Genomic DNA, 16,366 nt, shown 5'->3' on the forward strand with positions numbered 1-16,366 from the left:
TGGACTGGGATATCAGGAAAAAAGGAGGGAGCAATCCCGACGGCGCACACGCCGCCGTCAGGACCAAGAAGCGGATTACAGCTTGATTGCCTTGGCAGCAAGCTTATTGCCATCTTTTTCAAAAGTCACCGTCACCTGCTGATTCTTGGCAACGCCTTTGAGCAAGGCCGGCGTAGCAACAAACGTGATAGGCTGCCGGGTTTCGGCGTCCATCACAGTAAATGTGTGTGCCGCCGCATCCACCGCAGTTACGGCGCCAATATGGGCGTTAGCTCCAGCCATGCTGCAAGACCATGCTGCGCCCGACCCCAACGCCATGCAAGCAGACAGTGCCACAACCGTCATCAATTTCGTCATCATTGCGATCCTCTTGGGTAATTGCCGGAATTCAAGCATACACCTTTTGCCAAACTCATCAACCATACGAGTTGTATGAGATTTTTCATATTGCCCGCAGTTGCCTTGCGCAAGATGGATTGCGGCCATTTAGTAAACCATATTTACTTTATTAGTAAACCTGATTTATCATTACAGCAAGATAAACAAAACATCTTTTTTCCGCCCATGAAAAACGATCCAGACAAACAACCCATTGCCAGATTGATGATTCTCGCGTTCAGGGGATTTGAGCAAAACTTGCTGTCCCAACTGGAAGCGCACGGAATTTGCGATATAACCCTGTCCGACTTCAACGTGCTGCGTCACCTCGACAGAGCGGGTCTACAGCTTACAACGCTGGCACGACATGCCGGGCTCTCCAAGCAAGCCGCGGGGAAGATTGCCAAGGAACTTGAACGCAAAGGATATTTGAGGGTTGAAATGGATAAGGAAGATGGCCGGGCCAAATCGGTCACCTATACAAAAAAGGGACAACAACTAATTGAACAGTGCATTTCCATAGTACGGGCCATAGAACAGCACTATGAAACACTCCTGGGAAAAGACAAGTATCAAGATTTAAGGACATCCTTGACGACGCTTTTGAATATGGCCCCGGAGAAATCATAACCTTGAATACCTGCCAGAAGACAGTAAGAACATGGAGATAATCATGAAGAAAATCGCTGACAACATGTGGACCGTGGATAGGCCCTTCCGCTTCTTCATTGCCAATCTGGGCGTTCGCATGACAATCATCAAACTGAACTCGGGCAAACTCGTGCTGCATTCACCAGTTTCATATGAGAACGATATAAGAAAACAGCTTGATCCAATGGGTGATGTATGTGCGATTGTGGCGCCGAATTGCATGCACAATCTGTTTTTATGCGATTGGATTAATGCCTACCCAAACGCAACATATTACAAACCACCAGGGATGCCGCAAATAAAAATATCGCCACCAAAGGAAATAACTTTTGAGGATGATGCACCTGCGGCATGGCAAGGCGAACTTGAACAGCATATGGTCAAGGGAATGCCGCGATATAACGAGGTTGTTTTCTGCCACAAGGCAAGCCGCACTTTAATTTTGACCGACTTGGCATTCAATATTCACAGCACCAGTTCATCATCAGAAAAATTATTTCTACGGTTGAATGGAGCCTATCGACGCTTTGGTCCCACGCGCATATTCAAGACCTTCATAAAAGACAGGAATGCGTTCAAGACTTCCATTAACCACATACTTCAGTGGAATTTTGATAGCATCATCTTATCTCATGGCGAGATCGTATACCGGAAAGGTAAAGATCAATTCCGGGAAGCTTTTGAGTGGCTTTAACCTAAAAAAAGCTATTGAACCGCGGAGAACGCAGAGGACGCAAAGAAATTCAGGGGGTTAGCGTAACAAGCACACCCACCCAGGGGGTGACTTGGTACATCTTGTCAATGTCTTGTTTTTCCTCTGCATTCTTTGCGTGCTCTGCGGTGAATCGCCGTTTTTGGGTTTATAGAGCGGCTAAAAATGATCCATAAAGAAAACCTCTTCTAGATCCAGTTGCCCACCACGCGGGCGCGGCTCCTGCATCTTTTTGCCGATGGCAATCATCATGCAAATAGCGTGATCGTGCGGTAATTGAATAAGGCGAGCCACAACGTCGAAGTCGAAGCCGTCCATCGGACAGGAGTCATAACCCATCTCCCTGGCGAGCAACATGATGCTCATGGCGGCCAGCGAGGCAGAACGCATACCTTCATCGCGCTGTGCCTGTTCATTGTTTGTGTAGTATTCGCGGATGCCTGTGACCATGTGATCCTGTATATGGGGCGGGGCATTGCGCGAGTAGCGTTGCGGATTTTTGTCCCAGGCTTTGAGATCCATACATACCACCAGCAACAATGAGGCGTCGGTGACCTGGGGCTGGCCCCACGATGCCTTGCGGAGTTCCGAGCGCAATGCGGGATCACGCACCTGAACAAAGCGCCAGTGTTGGATGTTGAATGCAGTGGGGGACAGGATGGCGTGTTCCATGAGCATGCGTATCTCGCTCTCGCTCATGCGGTGTTCCGGATCGTACACCTTTACAGAACGGCGCGTTTGTATGGCTTGTTTTACATCCACTTTTTTACCTCTTTAAAGATGGGGATGCGTGTTTTGTGTCGCTATGCGACGCTTGGCGGGTTATTAACCCGCCCTACACTTTACTTCACAGCCGCCTGTAAGGCACGGCGTATGATTTCTTCGCTGGTGAGTCCGGCAGCATCTATCGCCTGCGCCATGCGACTCGCCTCCGGGGGTTTGTAGCCTAGCGCGATCAATGCGCTGATGGCATCGTTGCGCGGGTTGTTTTCCGTCGCAGTGATTACGCCGCCGCCCAGACCCAACATCTCTGTCGCGCTGCCCTTGATGGCAAGACGGTCACGCATTTCGATAATCAAACGTTCGGCGGTCTTTTTGCCTACGCCTGGCAGACGGATCAGCGTGGCGATGTCGTTATCATGCACACAACGGGCAAAGGCGTCGACGGAGATGCCTGACAATATGGCCAACGCCAACTTGGCGCCAATGCCACTGACCTTGATCAACTGGCGAAACAGAGTGCGCTCGGCCTCACTGGCAAAACCGAACAGAAGATGGGCATCTTCGCGCACCACCAGATGAGTGAGCAGAGTAATTTCGCTGCCTGCGGCGGGCAGCTCATAAAAGGTAGTCATCGGTGCTTCGACTTCATAGCCGACACCCTGCACATCCAGCAGCAAATGCGGCGCCTGCTTCCACAACAACTTGCCGTGTAAACGCCCGATCATCGCAGCCGTCCGGCGCGCATGCCACGCACCGCCTGCCCCTTTGACACATTCAGGGCTTGCAGTGTCTGATGAACATGGCTGTGGCACAGCGCGCAGGCCAGCGCGTCCGCTGCGTCGGCCTGCGGCGAGCCGGGCAGCTTGAGCAACGCCTTGACCATATGCTGCACCTGCGCCTTGGCGGCATTGCCCTTGCCGGCGATGGCCTGTTTGATCTGCGCCGGGGTGTATTCATACACCAGGAGTGACTGCACAACCCCCGCGCAAATCGCCGCGCCGCGCGCCTGCCCAAGTTTGAGCGCCGAATCTACGTTGTGCCTCATGAACACTTGTTCAATAGCCATGACTTGAGGATTATATGTTGAAACAATCTCGCTGATCCCTTCAAAAATGGTCTTGAGGCGCGCAGGAAGCGATACGTCAGACATTCGCACACAGCCGCTGGTAACATAACTCACCCGGCCGCCTTCCACGTCGATGACGCCAAAGCCTGTGATGCGTGAACCGGGGTCGATACCGATAATGCGGGTCATAGGGGTGATTTATTCACAGATAGGCTCTAAAGCTGGGCCATGATTTCCGCGGATATATCCGCGTTGGAATAGACGTTCTGCACGTCATCCAGATCTTCCAGTATATCCAGCAACTTGAGCATTTTTTCGGCGTCTTCGCGGTCAAGAACGGCACTGGTGGAGGCCTGCATGGTGATCTCTGCCTGCGCCGGGGAAAGGCCCGCCGAGCTCATCGCCTCTTTCACTATTGCGAACGCCTCGGGGGCAGTGAGCACGTCGATGGAACCATCGTCATGAACTGCCACATCATCGGCGCCCGCCTCCAATGCGACTTCAATGATCTTGTCTTCATTACTGCCGGGCGGATAGGTGAGAATGCCGGTTTTCTTGAACAGGTAGGCGACCGAGCCTTCAGTGCCGAGATTGCCGCCATGCTTGGTGAAGGCATGGCGCACATCGGCCACGGTGCGCGTGCGTTTGTCGGTCATGCAATCCACGATGACAGCGACGCCGCCGGGGCCATAGCCCTCGTAGCGAACCTCTTCGAAATTATCACCTTCCTGGGCGCCCGCGCCACGCTTTACCGCGCGCTCGATGGTATCGCGCGTCATATTGTTGACCAGGGCTTTGTCGATTGCCGTGCGCAAGCGGGGATTGGATGCTGCGTCAGGACCACCGGCGCGAGCGGAAACGGTGATTTCCCTGATTAATTTGGTGAACAGCTTACCGCGTCTGGCGTCCTGGGAATTCTTGCGATGCTGGATATTCGCCCATTTACTATGTCCGGCCATGGATTCTCTTTAAACCCCGATTCTAAACTTTCACAAAACCTCAAACATCCGCTCCAGCGCCAGCCGCGCCTCACGCGCCTCGTGTTCCGGCACGCGGATGCGATTGACCACCTGGCCCTCCACCAGATTCTCCAGCGTCCATAGCAAATGCTGTGGGTCAACGCGGAACATGGTGGAGCACATGCACACGGTGGGCGACATGAAGTGTACAGACTTGCCTTCATGCTGAAGACGCTCATGGAGGCGCTGCACCAGGTTAAGCTCCGTGCCCACCAGCCAACGCGTGCCGGGCGCGGATTCGGTGACCGTATTGATGATGTATTCGGTGGAGCCGACATAATCGGATTTCTCGCACACCTCGAAGGAACACTCGGGGTGGGATATCACCTTGGTATCAGGAAAACGCGCAAGGAATTGGTCGATGTGCTGCGGCTTGAACATCTGATGCACGGAGCAAAAGCCCTTCCACAAAATCATTTTGGCAGCGCGGATCTGCTCGGCCGTCAAGCCACCCAACGGCTGGTTGAAATCCCACACCACCATCTGATCAAGTGGGATGCCCATACGGTAGCCGGTGTTGCGCCCCAGGTGCTGATCGGGGAAGAACAACACTTTCGCACGCCGTGCGAAGGACCATTCCAATACATGGCGAGCGTTGGTGGAGGTGCACACGATGCCACCATGGCGCCCGCAAAACGCCTTCAGGTCGGCAGCGGAATTGATGTAGGTGACGGGCGTCACCTGTTCATCGGGATCCAGCACCTCGCTCAACTCACGCCAGGCACGCTCCACTTTGGCGAGGTTCGCCATATCGGCCATCGAACAGCCTGCCGCGAGATCCGGCAATATGGAAATCTGCTCGGGACGCGACAGAATATCCGCCACCTCCGCCATGAAATGCACACCGCAAAATACAATAAATTCCGCGTTGGAACTGGCGGCCTTGCGCGACAGCTTGAGCGAATCGCCGGTGTAATCGGCATGGCGGTACACTTCTTCGCGCTGATAGTGATGGCCAAGAATGACCAGCCGCTCACCCAGCGCAGCCTTCGCAGCACGGATGCGCGCGTCGCATTCCTCGTCGGAAAGCTCGCTGAACTGCTGAATTGCTCGCGCTGTTGCCGCCATTTATTTACACCTCAAGAGTGCGTCCCACGCACCATAATCCTAAAAACGGTGCGCATGGCGCACCCTACATTTCTAAGCCGCCGTCGTGGTGGCACGAAGCCTGATACCCAACTCCCGCAAATGCGCATCACCCACGGGCGAAGGCGCGGATGTGAGCGGGCATGCGGCGGTCTGGGTCTTGGGGAAGGCCATCACGTCGCGAATCGACTGCGCGCCACTCATCAACATCACCAATCGGTCCAGACCAAAGGCAATACCGCCATGCGGCGGGCAGCCGTAGGTGAGGGCATCGAGAAGGAAGCCAAATTTATCACGCGCCTCTTCCTCGCCGATGCCCAGAATACGGAATACTGCCGCCTGCATTTCAGGCCGGTGAATACGGATCGAACCACCGCCCGCCTCGGTGCCGTTGAGAACCATGTCGTAAGCGCGCGACAGGGCTGCGCCGGGATTGGCTTCGAGCTGTTCAATATCGTTTACTGTAGGGGCTGTGAACGGGTGATGCAAGGCCGACCAGCGATTACCTTTTTCATCCCACTCGAACATCGGAAAATCAACCACCCACAGCGGTCGCCACTCACGTTCCACCAAGCCACGATCATGCCCCAGCTTGATACGCAACGCGCCCAGTGATTCATTGACCACTGTAGCCTTGTCGGCACCAAAGAAGATCAGATCGTTATTTTCCGCACTGGTACGCGCCAGGATCGACTCAACCACGTCGTCAGGAATAAACTTGAGGATCGGCGACTGCAAACCTTCGCGGCCCGCAGCACGGTCGTTAACCTTGATATAGGCCAAGCCCTTGGCGCCATAAATCGCCACAAACTGGGTGTAGTCGTCGATTTCCTTGCGGCTCAATGAACTGCCGCCAGGCAAGCGCAACGCCGCCACACGCCCCTTGGGATCATTGGCTGCACCGGAGAACACCTTGAAGTCAACATTTTTCATCAGGTCGCCAATATCCACCAGCTCCAGCGGGATACGCAGATCGGGCTTGTCCACGCCGAAACGCGCCATCGCCTCGGCATAGGTCATGCGCGGAAATGGCTTGGGCAGAGCAACCTCCAACACCTCAGCGAACAACTCGCGCAGCATGTCTTCTTTGAGGTTCATGATCTGATCCTCATCCATGAACGAGGTCTCGATGTCGATCTGGGTGAATTCCGGCTGACGATCGGCGCGCAGGTCTTCATCGCGGAAGCAGCGCACGATCTGATAATAGCGGTCCAGCCCGCCCATCATCAGCAACTGTTTGAAAAGCTGTGGTGACTGCGGCAGCGCGAAAAATTCACCAGGATGGGTACGGCTCGGCACCAGGTAATCACGCGCGCCTTCCGGCGTGGATTTGGTCAGTATCGGGGTTTCGACATCCAGAAAACCCTGCGCATCGAGAAACCCACGCAGCGTACGCGTCACGTGCGCACGCATGCGCAGGCGCTGCAACATCTGCGGACGACGCAGGTCGATGTAGCGGTAGCGCAAACGGGTTTCTTCGTTGACATCGCTTTCATCGGATATGGCATCAACCACTGAAAACGGTGGCGGCTCGGCGCGGTTAAGAATCTCCAGGGATTGACATGCGATCTCAACCTGGCCAGTTGCCATATTGGGATTTTCTGTACCTGCGGGGCGACGGCGCACCGTACCCTTGATGCGTAGCACGTATTCGCTGCGCACACGCTCGGCGGTCATGAATGTCTCAGGATTTTCAGGATCGAACACCACTTGAACCAGTCCTTCGCGGTCGCGCAGGTCAACAAAGATCACTCCGCCATGATCACGGCGACGGTGTACCCAGCCACATAATTCGACATCCTGGCCCAGCAAAGATTCGTTCAAATGCCCACAGTAATGACTGCGCATGATGCTTTTCCTAATATTTTTGGGGTTAGATATGTTACGCATTCACCCTCTCCCCAGCCCTCTCCCGCAAGCGATAGAGGGGGAAGGGTGAGCAGATAAATATTACGTTTCGCCGCCCTGCGGGGCAACGTCGGCACGCACTTCAGCCACGCCCTTGCCATTCCACTTCGGCACCACTGCGCCCATGGAGATGATCATCTTGAGTCCATCGTCGACACTCATCTCCAGTTCCACCACATCCTTGCGCGGAACCATGAGAAAAAAGCCGGACGTCGGATTGGGGGTAGTGGGGACATAGACATTGACCACCTCATCCGCAGTCTTGGCCTGGGCCTCGCCGACGGCGGTGCCAGTTTGGAATGCCAGCGTCCACAGGCCACGGCGCGGGTATTCAATGAGAAGTACCTTGCGGAACGACTGCCCGCCGGAGGTGAACACCGTCTCGGTGAGCTGCTTGACCGCCGAATAGATGGGGCGCACCAGCGGGATGCGCGATAAAAACTTCTCCCACACCGCCACCATCTGCCGCCCAAAGAAATTGGCCACCACAATGCCCGTGGCCAGCACCACCGCAACAGACAGCAGCACCCCCAAACCGGGGATATGGAAACCCAACAGCTTATCGGGGTGATAGGCGGCGGGCAGCACCAGCAGGGTCTGGTCCATGAAGTCGACCAGCAGCTTGATCACCAGCACGGTAACACCCAGCGGCAGCCAGACCAACAGGCCAGCGATCAAATAACGGCGCAGACGCGGCATTAGTTAGTCACCCTCAGGACTTAGGGGTAGAGGGTGGTGTGGCACTCGTGCCGCTCGGCGCATCGGAGGTGGCGGATGCCGTCTCTTTCTTCTTTGCACCCCCCTTGAAGTCGGTCTCATACCAGCCGCTTCCCTTCAAACGAAATCCGGCGGCGGAGATCAGTTTCTTCAATTGCGGCTGGCCACACGCCGGACATTCAATCAGCGGGGAATCACTCATTTTCTGAATGGCATCCAGAGAGTGGCCACAGGCATCGCATCGGTATTCGTAAATGGGCATAACACTAAAATCCTCTCAACGAACAAGGCAAAACGACGAGAATACAATCAAATGGGCATGATTATACACTTTTCAAGACGTCTAATGGCATAACCATGCCAGGGCGATAACAAGATAAATCCTGTAAACTCTATTCCTAACAAGAGCTTTTCTGAGCGCCCCACCCTATGCACATGCAACACACTGCCCCGCCGTCTGAAAACCGCAACGACTGGAAAACCATCCGCACCCTGCTGCCCTATCTTTGGGAGTACCGCGCGCGGGTGGTACTGGCGATGGCTTTTCTGGTGCTGGCGAAGCTGGCTGGCGTCACCATACCTTTGGCGCTCAAAGGGGTGGTCGACGCCCTGGACAAGACTCACCACACTATTATCATCCTGCCACTCGCCCTGCTGATCGGCTATGGGGCGCTACGCCTGGCGAGCACTTTATTCAGTGAGCTGCGCGACGTAGTGTTTGCCAAGGTGGCGCAACGTGCCATCCGCAACATCGCGCTCAAAGTATTCCGCCATCTGCACTCGCTGGCGCTGCGTTTTCATCTGGAGCGCCAGACCGGCGGCATGTCGCGCGATATCGAGCGCGGCACACGCGGCATGAGTTTTTTGCTGTCTTTCATGCTGTTCAACATTCTGCCAACCATTCTTGAGATCGCCATGGTGGCGGTGATTCTGTTCGCCAATTACAACCCATGGTTCGCCATCATCACCACTGTCACGATCATTATCTACATCATCTTTAGCCTGGTGGTCACCGAGCAGCGCATGGGCGTACGCCGCGTGATGAACGAGATGGATTCGAAGGCCAATAACCGCGCCATCGACAGCCTGCTTAATTACGAGACAGTGAAATACTTCAACAATGAGGACTACGAAGCGCGGCGTTATGACGAACACATGAAGGGGTGGGAGCACGCCGCGATCAAGAACCAAACCTCACTGTCCTTCCTTAACTTCGGACAGGGTGCGATTATCGCTGCCGGTGTCACATTGCTGATGATCCTGGCCAGCCAGGGCGTGGTGGATGGCACCATGACCATGGGCGATCTGGTGCTGGTCAACGCTTATCTGTTGCAATTATTCATCCCGCTCAACTTTCTTGGATTCGTTTATCGGGAAATCAAGCACTCGCTCACCGACATGGAAAAGATGTTCAGCCTGCTCGACAAACCGCTGGATATCCGCGACAAGCCCGGCGCGCCCGCCCTGGTAGTCGGCAACGGCGCAGTGCGCTTCGAGCATGTCAATTTTGGTTATCAAGCTGAACGGCAGATCCTGCACGATCTCGACTTTGACATTCCGCCGGGGCATAAAGTCGCAGTGGTGGGCACCAGCGGCGCGGGCAAATCGACGCTGTCGCGCCTGCTATTCCGTTTTTATGATGTGGACGGCGGGCGCATCCTGATCAACGGCCAGGACATACGCGAGATCAGCCAGCAAAGCCTGCGTGCGGCCATCGGCATCGTCCCACAAGACACGGTGCTGTTCAACGACACCATCTATTACAACATCGCCTATGCCCAACCCGACGCACCGCGCGAAGAGGTAATTCGCGCCGCGCGGATGGCGCACATACACGACTTCATCGAATCACTGCCCTTGGGCTACGACACCCAGGTCGGCGAACGTGGCCTTAAGCTCTCCGGCGGCGAAAAACAGCGCGTCGCCATCGCGCGCACCATACTGAAAAACCCCAAGATCCTGATCTTCGATGAGGCGACCTCGGCGCTAGACTCCCACTCCGAACAGGCAATCCTCGCCGCACTCGCCGAAGTCGCCGCCGACCACACCACACTGGTCATCGCCCACCGCCTGTCCACCATCGTGGACGCCGATCAGATCATCGTCATGGAGCACGGACGCATTGTGGAGCGCGGCACGCACAGTGATCTGTTGCAACAGGGCAATGTATACGCGCGCATGTGGGCGTTGCAGCAGCAGGAGCGGCGGAAAGAAGAGGCGGCGGAACCAATACCAGCTATCGCCACAGAAAGCTATCTGGCTGTAACATAAAGCCATGACCGCCAAACGCACCACACAGCATCCTGACACGCTGAAACTGCGGCGGGTAGCGATTGACACCTACCGGGAGAATGTCGCCTACCTGCACCGCGAGTGCGTGATCTATCGCGCCGAGGGTTTTCAGGCCCTATCGAAGATCGAGATCAGCGCCAATGGCAACACCGTACTTGCCGTGCTCAACGTGGTGGATGATGCCTCCATAGTCACTCCTGATGAGCTGGGGCTTTCCGAGCAGGCATTCACCCAGATGGGTATTGCCCAGGGCGGGCTGGTAAAGGTGGCGCATGCCGAGCCTCCGCGTTCCATGGATGCGGTACGGCGCAAAATAACTGGTGAACGCCTCACCGCGGAGGATTTTCACGCCATCACCCAGGACATCGCCGGCAACCGCTATTCGAGAATGGAGATGGCGGCTTTTTTGGTGGCGTCGGGCCAGACCGGGCTCGACCGGGACGAGGTGCTCCATCTTACTCATGCCATGCTCGAATCCGGCGACCGCCTCAATTGGCACGAAGCGCTGGTGGCCGACAAGCACTGCATCGGTGGCATCCCCGGCAACCGCACCTCGATGTTGGTGGTGCCCATTGTAGCGGCGCATGGCATGTTGATCCCCAAGACATCGAGCCGCGCCATCACCTCGCCCGCCGGTACTGCCGACACCATGGAGGTGCTGGCCAGGGTCGATCTACCGCCGGAGGCGTTGCATTCCATCGTGCGCAGCCAGCGCGGCTGCCTGGCGTGGGGTGGCACCGCACGGCTTGCGCCGGTGGACGACGTGCTGATCTCCGTCGAACGCCCGCTGGGGATCGACTCGCAAGGCCAGTTGGTGGCCTCCATCCTCGCCAAAAAGATGGCCGCCGGCTCTACTCACCTGCTGATCGACATCCCGGTGGGACCAAGCGCCAAGGTGCGCCACATGCACGAGGCACTGCAATTGCGCAAGCTGTTTGAATTCGTCGGCGACCGCCTGGGGCTGCACTTGGAGGTCATCATCACCGATGGCCGCCAGCCGGTAGGGCGCGGTATTGGCCCGGTACTGGAGGCACGCGACGTGATGCAGGTGCTGGAAAACGATCCGCGAGCGCCAACCGATCTGCGCCAGAAGGCCCTGCGCCTGGCTGGCCGCGTGCTGGAATTTGACCCTGATGTGCGCGGTGGCTTTGGCTATGCCATAGCACGCGACATCCTCGATTCAGGCCGGGCATTGGCCAAGATGAACGCCATCATCGAGGCGCAGGGGCGGCAAACCACACAACCAGCTCCTGGCCATCTCACTTACGAAGTGACCGCCGAACAAGATGGCGTGATCACGGGCATAGACAATTTCCTGCTGGCCCGCCTGGCGCGTATGGCAGGGGCGCCGATGGATAAGGGCGCGGGCGTGGATCTCCTCAAAAAACTCGGCGACCTGGTGGAAAAGGGCGAGCCTTTGTACCGGGTACACGCCGAATTCAACGCCGATTTCAATTTTGCACGCGCGCTCACCCAAGAGCGCGGCAGCGGGTATACCGTTGGCACGGCGGAAGGTGTGTCTCAATTCTATGGGGAACTCTAATGCTCGTGCTGGGCTTTCCTGACTATGCGGAGCCATCGGAAAAGCTGGCGGCAGCTTTGGATGTACCCTGCCGGATTGCCGATGTCCACCGCTTTCCGGACGGCGAAAGCAGGGTGCGCCTGCCCGTCGGACTCCCTTCGCAAGTTATTGTCTGCCGCAGCCTAAACCAGCCCAATCACAAGCTGATTGAATTGATGCTGTGCGCCACGCAGGCACGCAAACAGGGCGTACTCCATCTCACCCTGGTCGCGCCCTACCTCTGCTACATGCGCCAGGACTGCGCATTTGAACCAGGCGAGGCGGTAAGCCAACACATTATCGGTAATTTTTTGGCGGGATTGTTCGATGCCGTGATCACGGTGGACCCGCATCTGCACCGCATTAGCCGCTTGGAAGAAGCAGTGCCCGCCGCCCGCGCCACCGCCCTAAATTCAGCGCCGTTGATGGCCGACTTTCTGCGCTCGCGCCTTGACAAACCCTTGCTGCTCGGCCCCGACAGTGAGTCGGAGCAATGGGTGCGCCGCATCGCCGAATATTGCTACACGGACTATGCTGTGGCACGCAAAGAGCGCATTGATGACCACACCGTCAACATCACGCTGCCTTCCATAGACTTCCGGGGAAGGACTGTGGTTCTGGTAGACGACATCGCCAGCACCGGCCACACCCTCGCCGTCGCAACACGGCAGATAAAGGCATCCGGCGCGGCTGCCATACACTGCCTGATCACTCATGCTATCTTCGCCGAGGACACGGAAGAGACACTGATCCGGGCCGGGGTGAAAAATATTTGGAGCACCGACAGCATCACCCACCCCACCAATGCCATCTGCCTCACAGGGCTTCTGGCAGACGCGCTTCGGCTCGGACAATAACCAAGGTGTCCCTTCTCGCCCTTATATCTAATCCTGCTCGTCCTGCTGATAAGCACGCTGCTTGCCTTCGTGCAGATCGGACTGCTAACGGTCGCCGTCGAAAAGCTGGGCATGTCACCCTCTTCAGCCTTCACACTGCTGTTCGCCTCGCTGTTCGGCAGCGCCATCAACCTGCCACTGTTTCAGATCAAGGCCGAACGCCCGCCACCGGACATGGTCATCCCTGAGTCGCTACGCCGCCTGCTGCGTCCGCGGATGCCGGCATTCACCGGCAAAACGGTGATCGCCGTCAATGTCGGCGGCTGCCTGATCCCCCTGCTCTTTTCCTATTACCTGATGCGCCACAATCCCATCGACCTGACACAGGCCGCGCTTGCCATCACCATCGTCGCCACCGTCAGCCACCTGACCAGCCGCCCCATTCCCGGCCTGGGGATAGGTATGCCGATCTTCGTCGGCCCCGTTACCGCCGCGCTCACCGCCATCATCATCGCGCCGGAACACAGCGCGGCACTCGCCTATATATGCGGCACCCTCGGCGTATTGATCGGCGCCGACCTGCTGCGCCTGAAAGATATCCGCAAAATGGGCACCCCCATTGCCTCCATCGGCGGCGCGGGGACGTTTGACGGGATTTTTATTACGGGGATTGTGGCGGTGTTGCTGGCGTGAGATGTAGCAGACCCATGGGGATCCCTCTTTAAAAATACGGTTTTATTGATCCAGATCAAAAATTGTGATCAACACTTGTGCTAACGTCAAACTGTTCCCACGAAATTGAGTTGTACCTCAATAACTTGGATTCGAATTGAGCTGGTTGACAAGGAAATGCCATGGATCCTCTGGAATTGGTAAAGTTAAAAGAGCTGAAGGCCCTCAGCAGTGGCAGGCCTGAAATCATCATCGGCCTGATAGATGGCCCCGTCGCCACGCATCATCCTGATCTTGCCAATGAAAATATCCGTGCAACAAGCGCGTTTCACAGCGCTTGTACTCAAGCCAATAGCTTCGCCTGCTTTCACGGTACCTTTGTGGCTGGCATCTTGTTCGCAAAAAGGTATACCGCCGCGCCGGCCATCTGCCCCAACTGCACCCTGCTAGTGCGCCCCATCTTCGCAGAATCGGCCTCGGTAAATAGAGAGATACCGAGCACAACTCCCCAAGAACTCGCCACAACACTCATAGAGTGTATTGATGCTGGCGCGCGATTGATTAATCTGAGCGCCTCCCTTGCACAGCCCTCCCCAAATGGTGAGCGCACACTGGAAGATGCCCTGGGATATGCCGCAATGCGCGGCGTCATCGTTGTCGCTGCGGCTGGTAATCAGGGCACCCTCGGCAGCTCTGCCATCACCCGGCATCCATGGGTCATCCCGGTAGCGGCCTGCGACCTTTCGGGAAGACCGATAAATGACACAAATCTGGGAAACTCTATCGGAAAACAGGGGTTGAGTGCGCCCGGCGAAGGAATCACCAGCCTCAGCACCGATGGTAAAACGCTCACGCAAGGAGGAACAAGTGTTGCGACCCCATTCGTAACGGGCGCGATTGCGTTGCTGTGGTCGCTGTTTCCTACTGCAACCGCAGGGGAGATAAGAATGGCCATAACTCACGGCAATTCTCCACGACGAAACAGCGTTGTACCGCCTCTGATGGATGCTTGGGCAGCATACCAAGCGGTGGCGAGGAATCATGCACGACAATAACGTAAAACAAGGAGGACGCTATGAGTGATGAAAGAACAAAGAAAGGACACCAACCCCACCGGGTACGTCTTCCTGGATTCCTCGTACAGGAAGACGTCGGTTTGGGTGATGTCATCAAGCACATGACATACGCGATTGGTATCAAACCCTGCGATGGCTGTATACGGCGTACTGCCATCCTCAACCGCTGGATGACTTTTACAGGGCATCATTCAAAGTAAATAGAATTCAAGCCACAACGATCCATCTCTATTTTCAGGGGGAAGTGTTATGGAACAAAATGAAGCGATACAACTACTGGTTAGTGCATCTTCTGATGATACATCCACTATGATGGCACCACCCGGAGGCAACGGTGGGACATGTGCAACCTGTGGGGGCGGAGCGGTCTCCACACCCCCTTCGTACATCTATGCCATAGGTCGAATCGAGCCGCGCTTTCCGCGCCTTGGCATCGAGAAGGAGTTTATGCAAGCGATCGGCCGCTCTGAAACAGCCGGGAAAACAGACCGTGAGGCGTTTTTCTCCGCATTATCGCAACGGGAAAACCGCTATCTCGCGCGGCAACTCTGCTGGGTATTCATTATTCAAGGCATGGAAACCTATATCCTACAGCCACGCGACCCCGTGGACCTCGACCTGCTGATAGAGGCCATCCGCCCTGCCCCCAGCCCAATGGACTTGGACATTGTCATCGGTCTACGCGGCCCCATTGCTCCACCCGAGGCGTGTAACGGACTGATGGTACCAATGGTTGCATTCGATCAGATCTATTCCTTCGATCGAAAGTCGCTGATAAAGGCGATTCCCAAGCCGGACAAAATCACTGCGGAAAAGTTTAAACCCATGGCTGACGAATTGTTCGACCGAGTCATGCAGATGGCGGACAACGCCGGGGCAACGGATGAACACCGTGCACTCAACTATCTGGTCATGCGTTATCCCGCCATCTATGCCACGGCGGCCGAGTGTTTCGGAAGGGATTGCGCGCTCACCGGGGTGGATGTGCGCCCATCTCGCCTGAGTGGAACGCGCAAGATAATGGATGTGATTTTTTCGTACAACCACCGACAGACCGATGTCGCCGAGAAATATTACGTACGTGTGGATGTGACCGAGGAGTTTCCATTCTTGGTTACCAAAATGTCGCCATATTATGATCGATAGGCTCAACAATTAACAAGGAGATAAAACATGAACATTCCAGGATTTACCGCACAAAACAGCTTAAAAACGAGCAGCGCAAAATATTCAGGCACCAGTTTGAGCACGTCCTTTGAAAGCGGCAATCGGATTTTTCCGCAGATGCGCCAAAACGAAATTTGGGTTACTACATGTACCCGTGGCAAAGGATGCAAAGGCTGGCATTGTTATGAAGATACAGACTTGCAACAGAGCGTTTGCGAGGAAGTTTAGCGCAGGGCGCAGCAACTTGAGACGAATCATCTCATTGTAACCGTAAATATAAATATCATAAACGAGAGGAGGTTTGACATGAACATGCCAAGGTTTACTGCGGAAGCCTCGCTTCACACGCCTAGCTTGTCATATAAGGAAACGAGAGATGCGTCCAACTTCCGCAATGAAATGGTAGTACCGGCACTGCCTAGAAGAAATGTCTGTAGCGCCGTATGCTGCGTAGCTATCAATGGACGGGCTTACTGCTATCCCTGTGCGGTTCTTTGCTAAG

Annotated in this window: 19 protein-coding genes; 10 read left to right on the forward strand and 9 right to left on the reverse strand. The window is 55.7% G+C overall.

Translation table 11 applies throughout. From position 1 onward, the window contains the following. Nucleotides 1–75 precede the first annotated feature (75 nt). The gene (locus tag M3A44_11650) at nucleotides 76–360 is read right to left on the reverse strand and encodes a hypothetical protein (GenBank protein MEQ6342278.1); all 285 of its coding nucleotides are present in this window, start codon (nucleotides 358–360) and stop codon (nucleotides 76–78) included. An 87-nt stretch (nucleotides 361–447) separates the two neighbouring features. Here M3A44_11650 and M3A44_11655 point away from each other — a divergent pair, with 87 nt between their 5' ends. After that, nucleotides 448–1,008 (forward strand): MarR family transcriptional regulator, encoded by a 561-nt coding sequence (locus tag M3A44_11655; GenBank protein MEQ6342279.1) that lies wholly within the window; start codon nucleotides 448–450, stop codon nucleotides 1,006–1,008. A 43-nt stretch (nucleotides 1,009–1,051) separates the two neighbouring features. Further along, nucleotides 1,052–1,723 carry a DUF4336 domain-containing protein gene (locus tag M3A44_11660; protein ID MEQ6342280.1) on the forward strand — a complete coding sequence of 224 codons (672 nt, stop codon included), beginning with the start codon at nucleotides 1,052–1,054 and terminating at the stop codon, nucleotides 1,721–1,723. A 177-nt stretch (nucleotides 1,724–1,900) separates the two neighbouring features. Here M3A44_11660 and M3A44_11665 read toward each other — a convergent pair whose 3' ends face one another. The 8 genes from M3A44_11665 to M3A44_11700 all read right to left on the reverse strand — a co-directional run bounded on the left by M3A44_11665 (nucleotide 1,901) and on the right by M3A44_11700 (nucleotide 8,522). Further along, complete coding sequence (locus M3A44_11665; GenBank protein ID MEQ6342281.1) at nucleotides 1,901–2,503, reverse strand: nitroreductase family protein; 603 nt, start codon at nucleotides 2,501–2,503, stop codon at nucleotides 1,901–1,903. 80 nt (nucleotides 2,504–2,583) lie between these two features. Beyond that, nucleotides 2,584–3,189, reverse strand: coding sequence for a Holliday junction branch migration protein RuvA (ruvA, locus tag M3A44_11670; GenBank protein MEQ6342282.1), 606 nt, complete (start codon nucleotides 3,187–3,189; stop codon nucleotides 2,584–2,586). Then, on the reverse strand, nucleotides 3,186–3,719 hold the full coding sequence (ruvC, locus tag M3A44_11675) for a crossover junction endodeoxyribonuclease RuvC (protein MEQ6342283.1): 534 nt from the start codon (nucleotides 3,717–3,719) through the stop codon (nucleotides 3,186–3,188). The genes ruvA and ruvC overlap by 4 nt, the downstream gene beginning before the upstream one ends. A 26-nt stretch (nucleotides 3,720–3,745) precedes the next feature. Continuing rightward, a complete protein-coding gene (locus M3A44_11680) occupies nucleotides 3,746–4,489 on the reverse strand; it encodes a YebC/PmpR family DNA-binding transcriptional regulator (protein ID MEQ6342284.1) in 744 nt (247 codons plus the stop codon). Between the two features lie 30 nt (nucleotides 4,490–4,519). Next, the gene (nadA, locus tag M3A44_11685; protein MEQ6342285.1) at nucleotides 4,520–5,617 is read right to left on the reverse strand and encodes a quinolinate synthase NadA; all 1,098 of its coding nucleotides are present in this window, start codon (nucleotides 5,615–5,617) and stop codon (nucleotides 4,520–4,522) included. Between the two features lie 72 nt (nucleotides 5,618–5,689). Continuing rightward, nucleotides 5,690–7,483 (reverse strand): aspartate--tRNA ligase, encoded by a 1,794-nt coding sequence (gene aspS, locus M3A44_11690; protein ID MEQ6342286.1) that lies wholly within the window; start codon nucleotides 7,481–7,483, stop codon nucleotides 5,690–5,692. A gap of 102 nt (nucleotides 7,484–7,585) precedes the next feature. Further along, nucleotides 7,586–8,242: a DUF502 domain-containing protein gene (locus M3A44_11695; GenBank protein MEQ6342287.1), complete on the reverse strand. Its 657-nt coding sequence runs from the start codon at nucleotides 8,240–8,242 to the stop codon at nucleotides 7,586–7,588. Between the two features lie 13 nt (nucleotides 8,243–8,255). Next, entirely contained in the window at nucleotides 8,256–8,522 is a 267-nt protein-coding gene (locus tag M3A44_11700; GenBank protein ID MEQ6342288.1) for a zinc ribbon domain-containing protein, read from the reverse strand. A gap of 167 nt (nucleotides 8,523–8,689) precedes the next feature. Between M3A44_11700 and M3A44_11705 the strand changes: the two genes are divergently transcribed. From M3A44_11705 to M3A44_11740, 8 genes are all read left to right on the forward strand, one after another. Beyond that, a complete protein-coding gene (locus M3A44_11705; protein ID MEQ6342289.1) occupies nucleotides 8,690–10,531 on the forward strand; it encodes an ABC transporter ATP-binding protein/permease in 1,842 nt (613 codons plus the stop codon). A 4-nt stretch (nucleotides 10,532–10,535) separates the two neighbouring features. Next, nucleotides 10,536–12,095: a thymidine phosphorylase family protein gene (locus M3A44_11710; GenBank protein MEQ6342290.1), complete on the forward strand. Its 1,560-nt coding sequence runs from the start codon at nucleotides 10,536–10,538 to the stop codon at nucleotides 12,093–12,095. After that, nucleotides 12,095–12,970: a ribose-phosphate diphosphokinase gene (locus M3A44_11715; protein ID MEQ6342291.1), complete on the forward strand. Its 876-nt coding sequence runs from the start codon at nucleotides 12,095–12,097 to the stop codon at nucleotides 12,968–12,970. Before M3A44_11710 ends, M3A44_11715 begins: the two co-directional genes overlap by 1 nt. 69 nt (nucleotides 12,971–13,039) lie before the next feature. After that, entirely contained in the window at nucleotides 13,040–13,642 is a 603-nt protein-coding gene (locus M3A44_11720) for a DUF1614 domain-containing protein (GenBank protein ID MEQ6342292.1), read from the forward strand. 161 nt (nucleotides 13,643–13,803) lie between these two features. Further along, a complete protein-coding gene (locus tag M3A44_11725) occupies nucleotides 13,804–14,676 on the forward strand; it encodes a S8 family serine peptidase (GenBank protein ID MEQ6342293.1) in 873 nt (290 codons plus the stop codon). A 20-nt stretch (nucleotides 14,677–14,696) separates the two neighbouring features. Further along, a complete protein-coding gene (locus M3A44_11730) occupies nucleotides 14,697–14,897 on the forward strand; it encodes a hypothetical protein (GenBank protein ID MEQ6342294.1) in 201 nt (66 codons plus the stop codon). A gap of 49 nt (nucleotides 14,898–14,946) precedes the next feature. Then, complete coding sequence (locus M3A44_11735; protein ID MEQ6342295.1) at nucleotides 14,947–15,843, forward strand: hypothetical protein; 897 nt, start codon at nucleotides 14,947–14,949, stop codon at nucleotides 15,841–15,843. Nucleotides 15,844–15,870: 27 nt separating this feature from the next. Beyond that, a complete protein-coding gene (locus M3A44_11740) occupies nucleotides 15,871–16,092 on the forward strand; it encodes a hypothetical protein (GenBank protein ID MEQ6342296.1) in 222 nt (73 codons plus the stop codon). The last annotated feature ends 274 nt before the right edge of the window (nucleotides 16,093–16,366 follow it).

Source organism: Gammaproteobacteria bacterium (assembly GCA_040183005.1).
Taxonomy (GTDB): domain Bacteria; phylum Pseudomonadota; class Gammaproteobacteria.

What these genes read in the sequence shown, in the direction of transcription:
- M3A44_11650 (MEQ6342278.1), bottom strand. Translation starts at nt 360, where the DNA reads ATGATGACGAAATTGATGACGGTTGTGGCACTGTCTGCTTGCATGGCG.
- M3A44_11660 (MEQ6342280.1), top strand. Translation starts at nt 1,052, where the DNA reads ATGAAGAAAATCGCTGACAACATGTGGACCGTGGATAGGCCCTTCCGC.
- ruvA (MEQ6342282.1), bottom strand. Translation starts at nt 3,189, where the DNA reads ATGATCGGGCGTTTACACGGCAAGTTGTTGTGGAAGCAGGCGCCGCAT.
- ruvC (MEQ6342283.1), bottom strand. Translation starts at nt 3,719, where the DNA reads ATGACCCGCATTATCGGTATCGACCCCGGTTCACGCATCACAGGCTTT.
- M3A44_11680 (MEQ6342284.1), bottom strand. Translation starts at nt 4,489, where the DNA reads ATGGCCGGACATAGTAAATGGGCGAATATCCAGCATCGCAAGAATTCC.
- nadA (MEQ6342285.1), bottom strand. Translation starts at nt 5,617, where the DNA reads ATGGCGGCAACAGCGCGAGCAATTCAGCAGTTCAGCGAGCTTTCCGAC.
- aspS (MEQ6342286.1), bottom strand. Translation starts at nt 7,483, where the DNA reads ATGCGCAGTCATTACTGTGGGCATTTGAACGAATCTTTGCTGGGCCAG.
- M3A44_11695 (MEQ6342287.1), bottom strand. Translation starts at nt 8,242, where the DNA reads ATGCCGCGTCTGCGCCGTTATTTGATCGCTGGCCTGTTGGTCTGGCTG.
- M3A44_11700 (MEQ6342288.1), bottom strand. Translation starts at nt 8,522, where the DNA reads ATGCCCATTTACGAATACCGATGCGATGCCTGTGGCCACTCTCTGGAT.
- M3A44_11705 (MEQ6342289.1), top strand. Translation starts at nt 8,690, where the DNA reads ATGCACATGCAACACACTGCCCCGCCGTCTGAAAACCGCAACGACTGG.
- M3A44_11710 (MEQ6342290.1), top strand. Translation starts at nt 10,536, where the DNA reads ATGACCGCCAAACGCACCACACAGCATCCTGACACGCTGAAACTGCGG.
- M3A44_11715 (MEQ6342291.1), top strand. Translation starts at nt 12,095, where the DNA reads ATGCTCGTGCTGGGCTTTCCTGACTATGCGGAGCCATCGGAAAAGCTG.
- M3A44_11725 (MEQ6342293.1), top strand. Translation starts at nt 13,804, where the DNA reads ATGGATCCTCTGGAATTGGTAAAGTTAAAAGAGCTGAAGGCCCTCAGC.
- M3A44_11730 (MEQ6342294.1), top strand. Translation starts at nt 14,697, where the DNA reads ATGAGTGATGAAAGAACAAAGAAAGGACACCAACCCCACCGGGTACGT.
- M3A44_11735 (MEQ6342295.1), top strand. Translation starts at nt 14,947, where the DNA reads ATGGAACAAAATGAAGCGATACAACTACTGGTTAGTGCATCTTCTGAT.
- M3A44_11740 (MEQ6342296.1), top strand. Translation starts at nt 15,871, where the DNA reads ATGAACATTCCAGGATTTACCGCACAAAACAGCTTAAAAACGAGCAGC.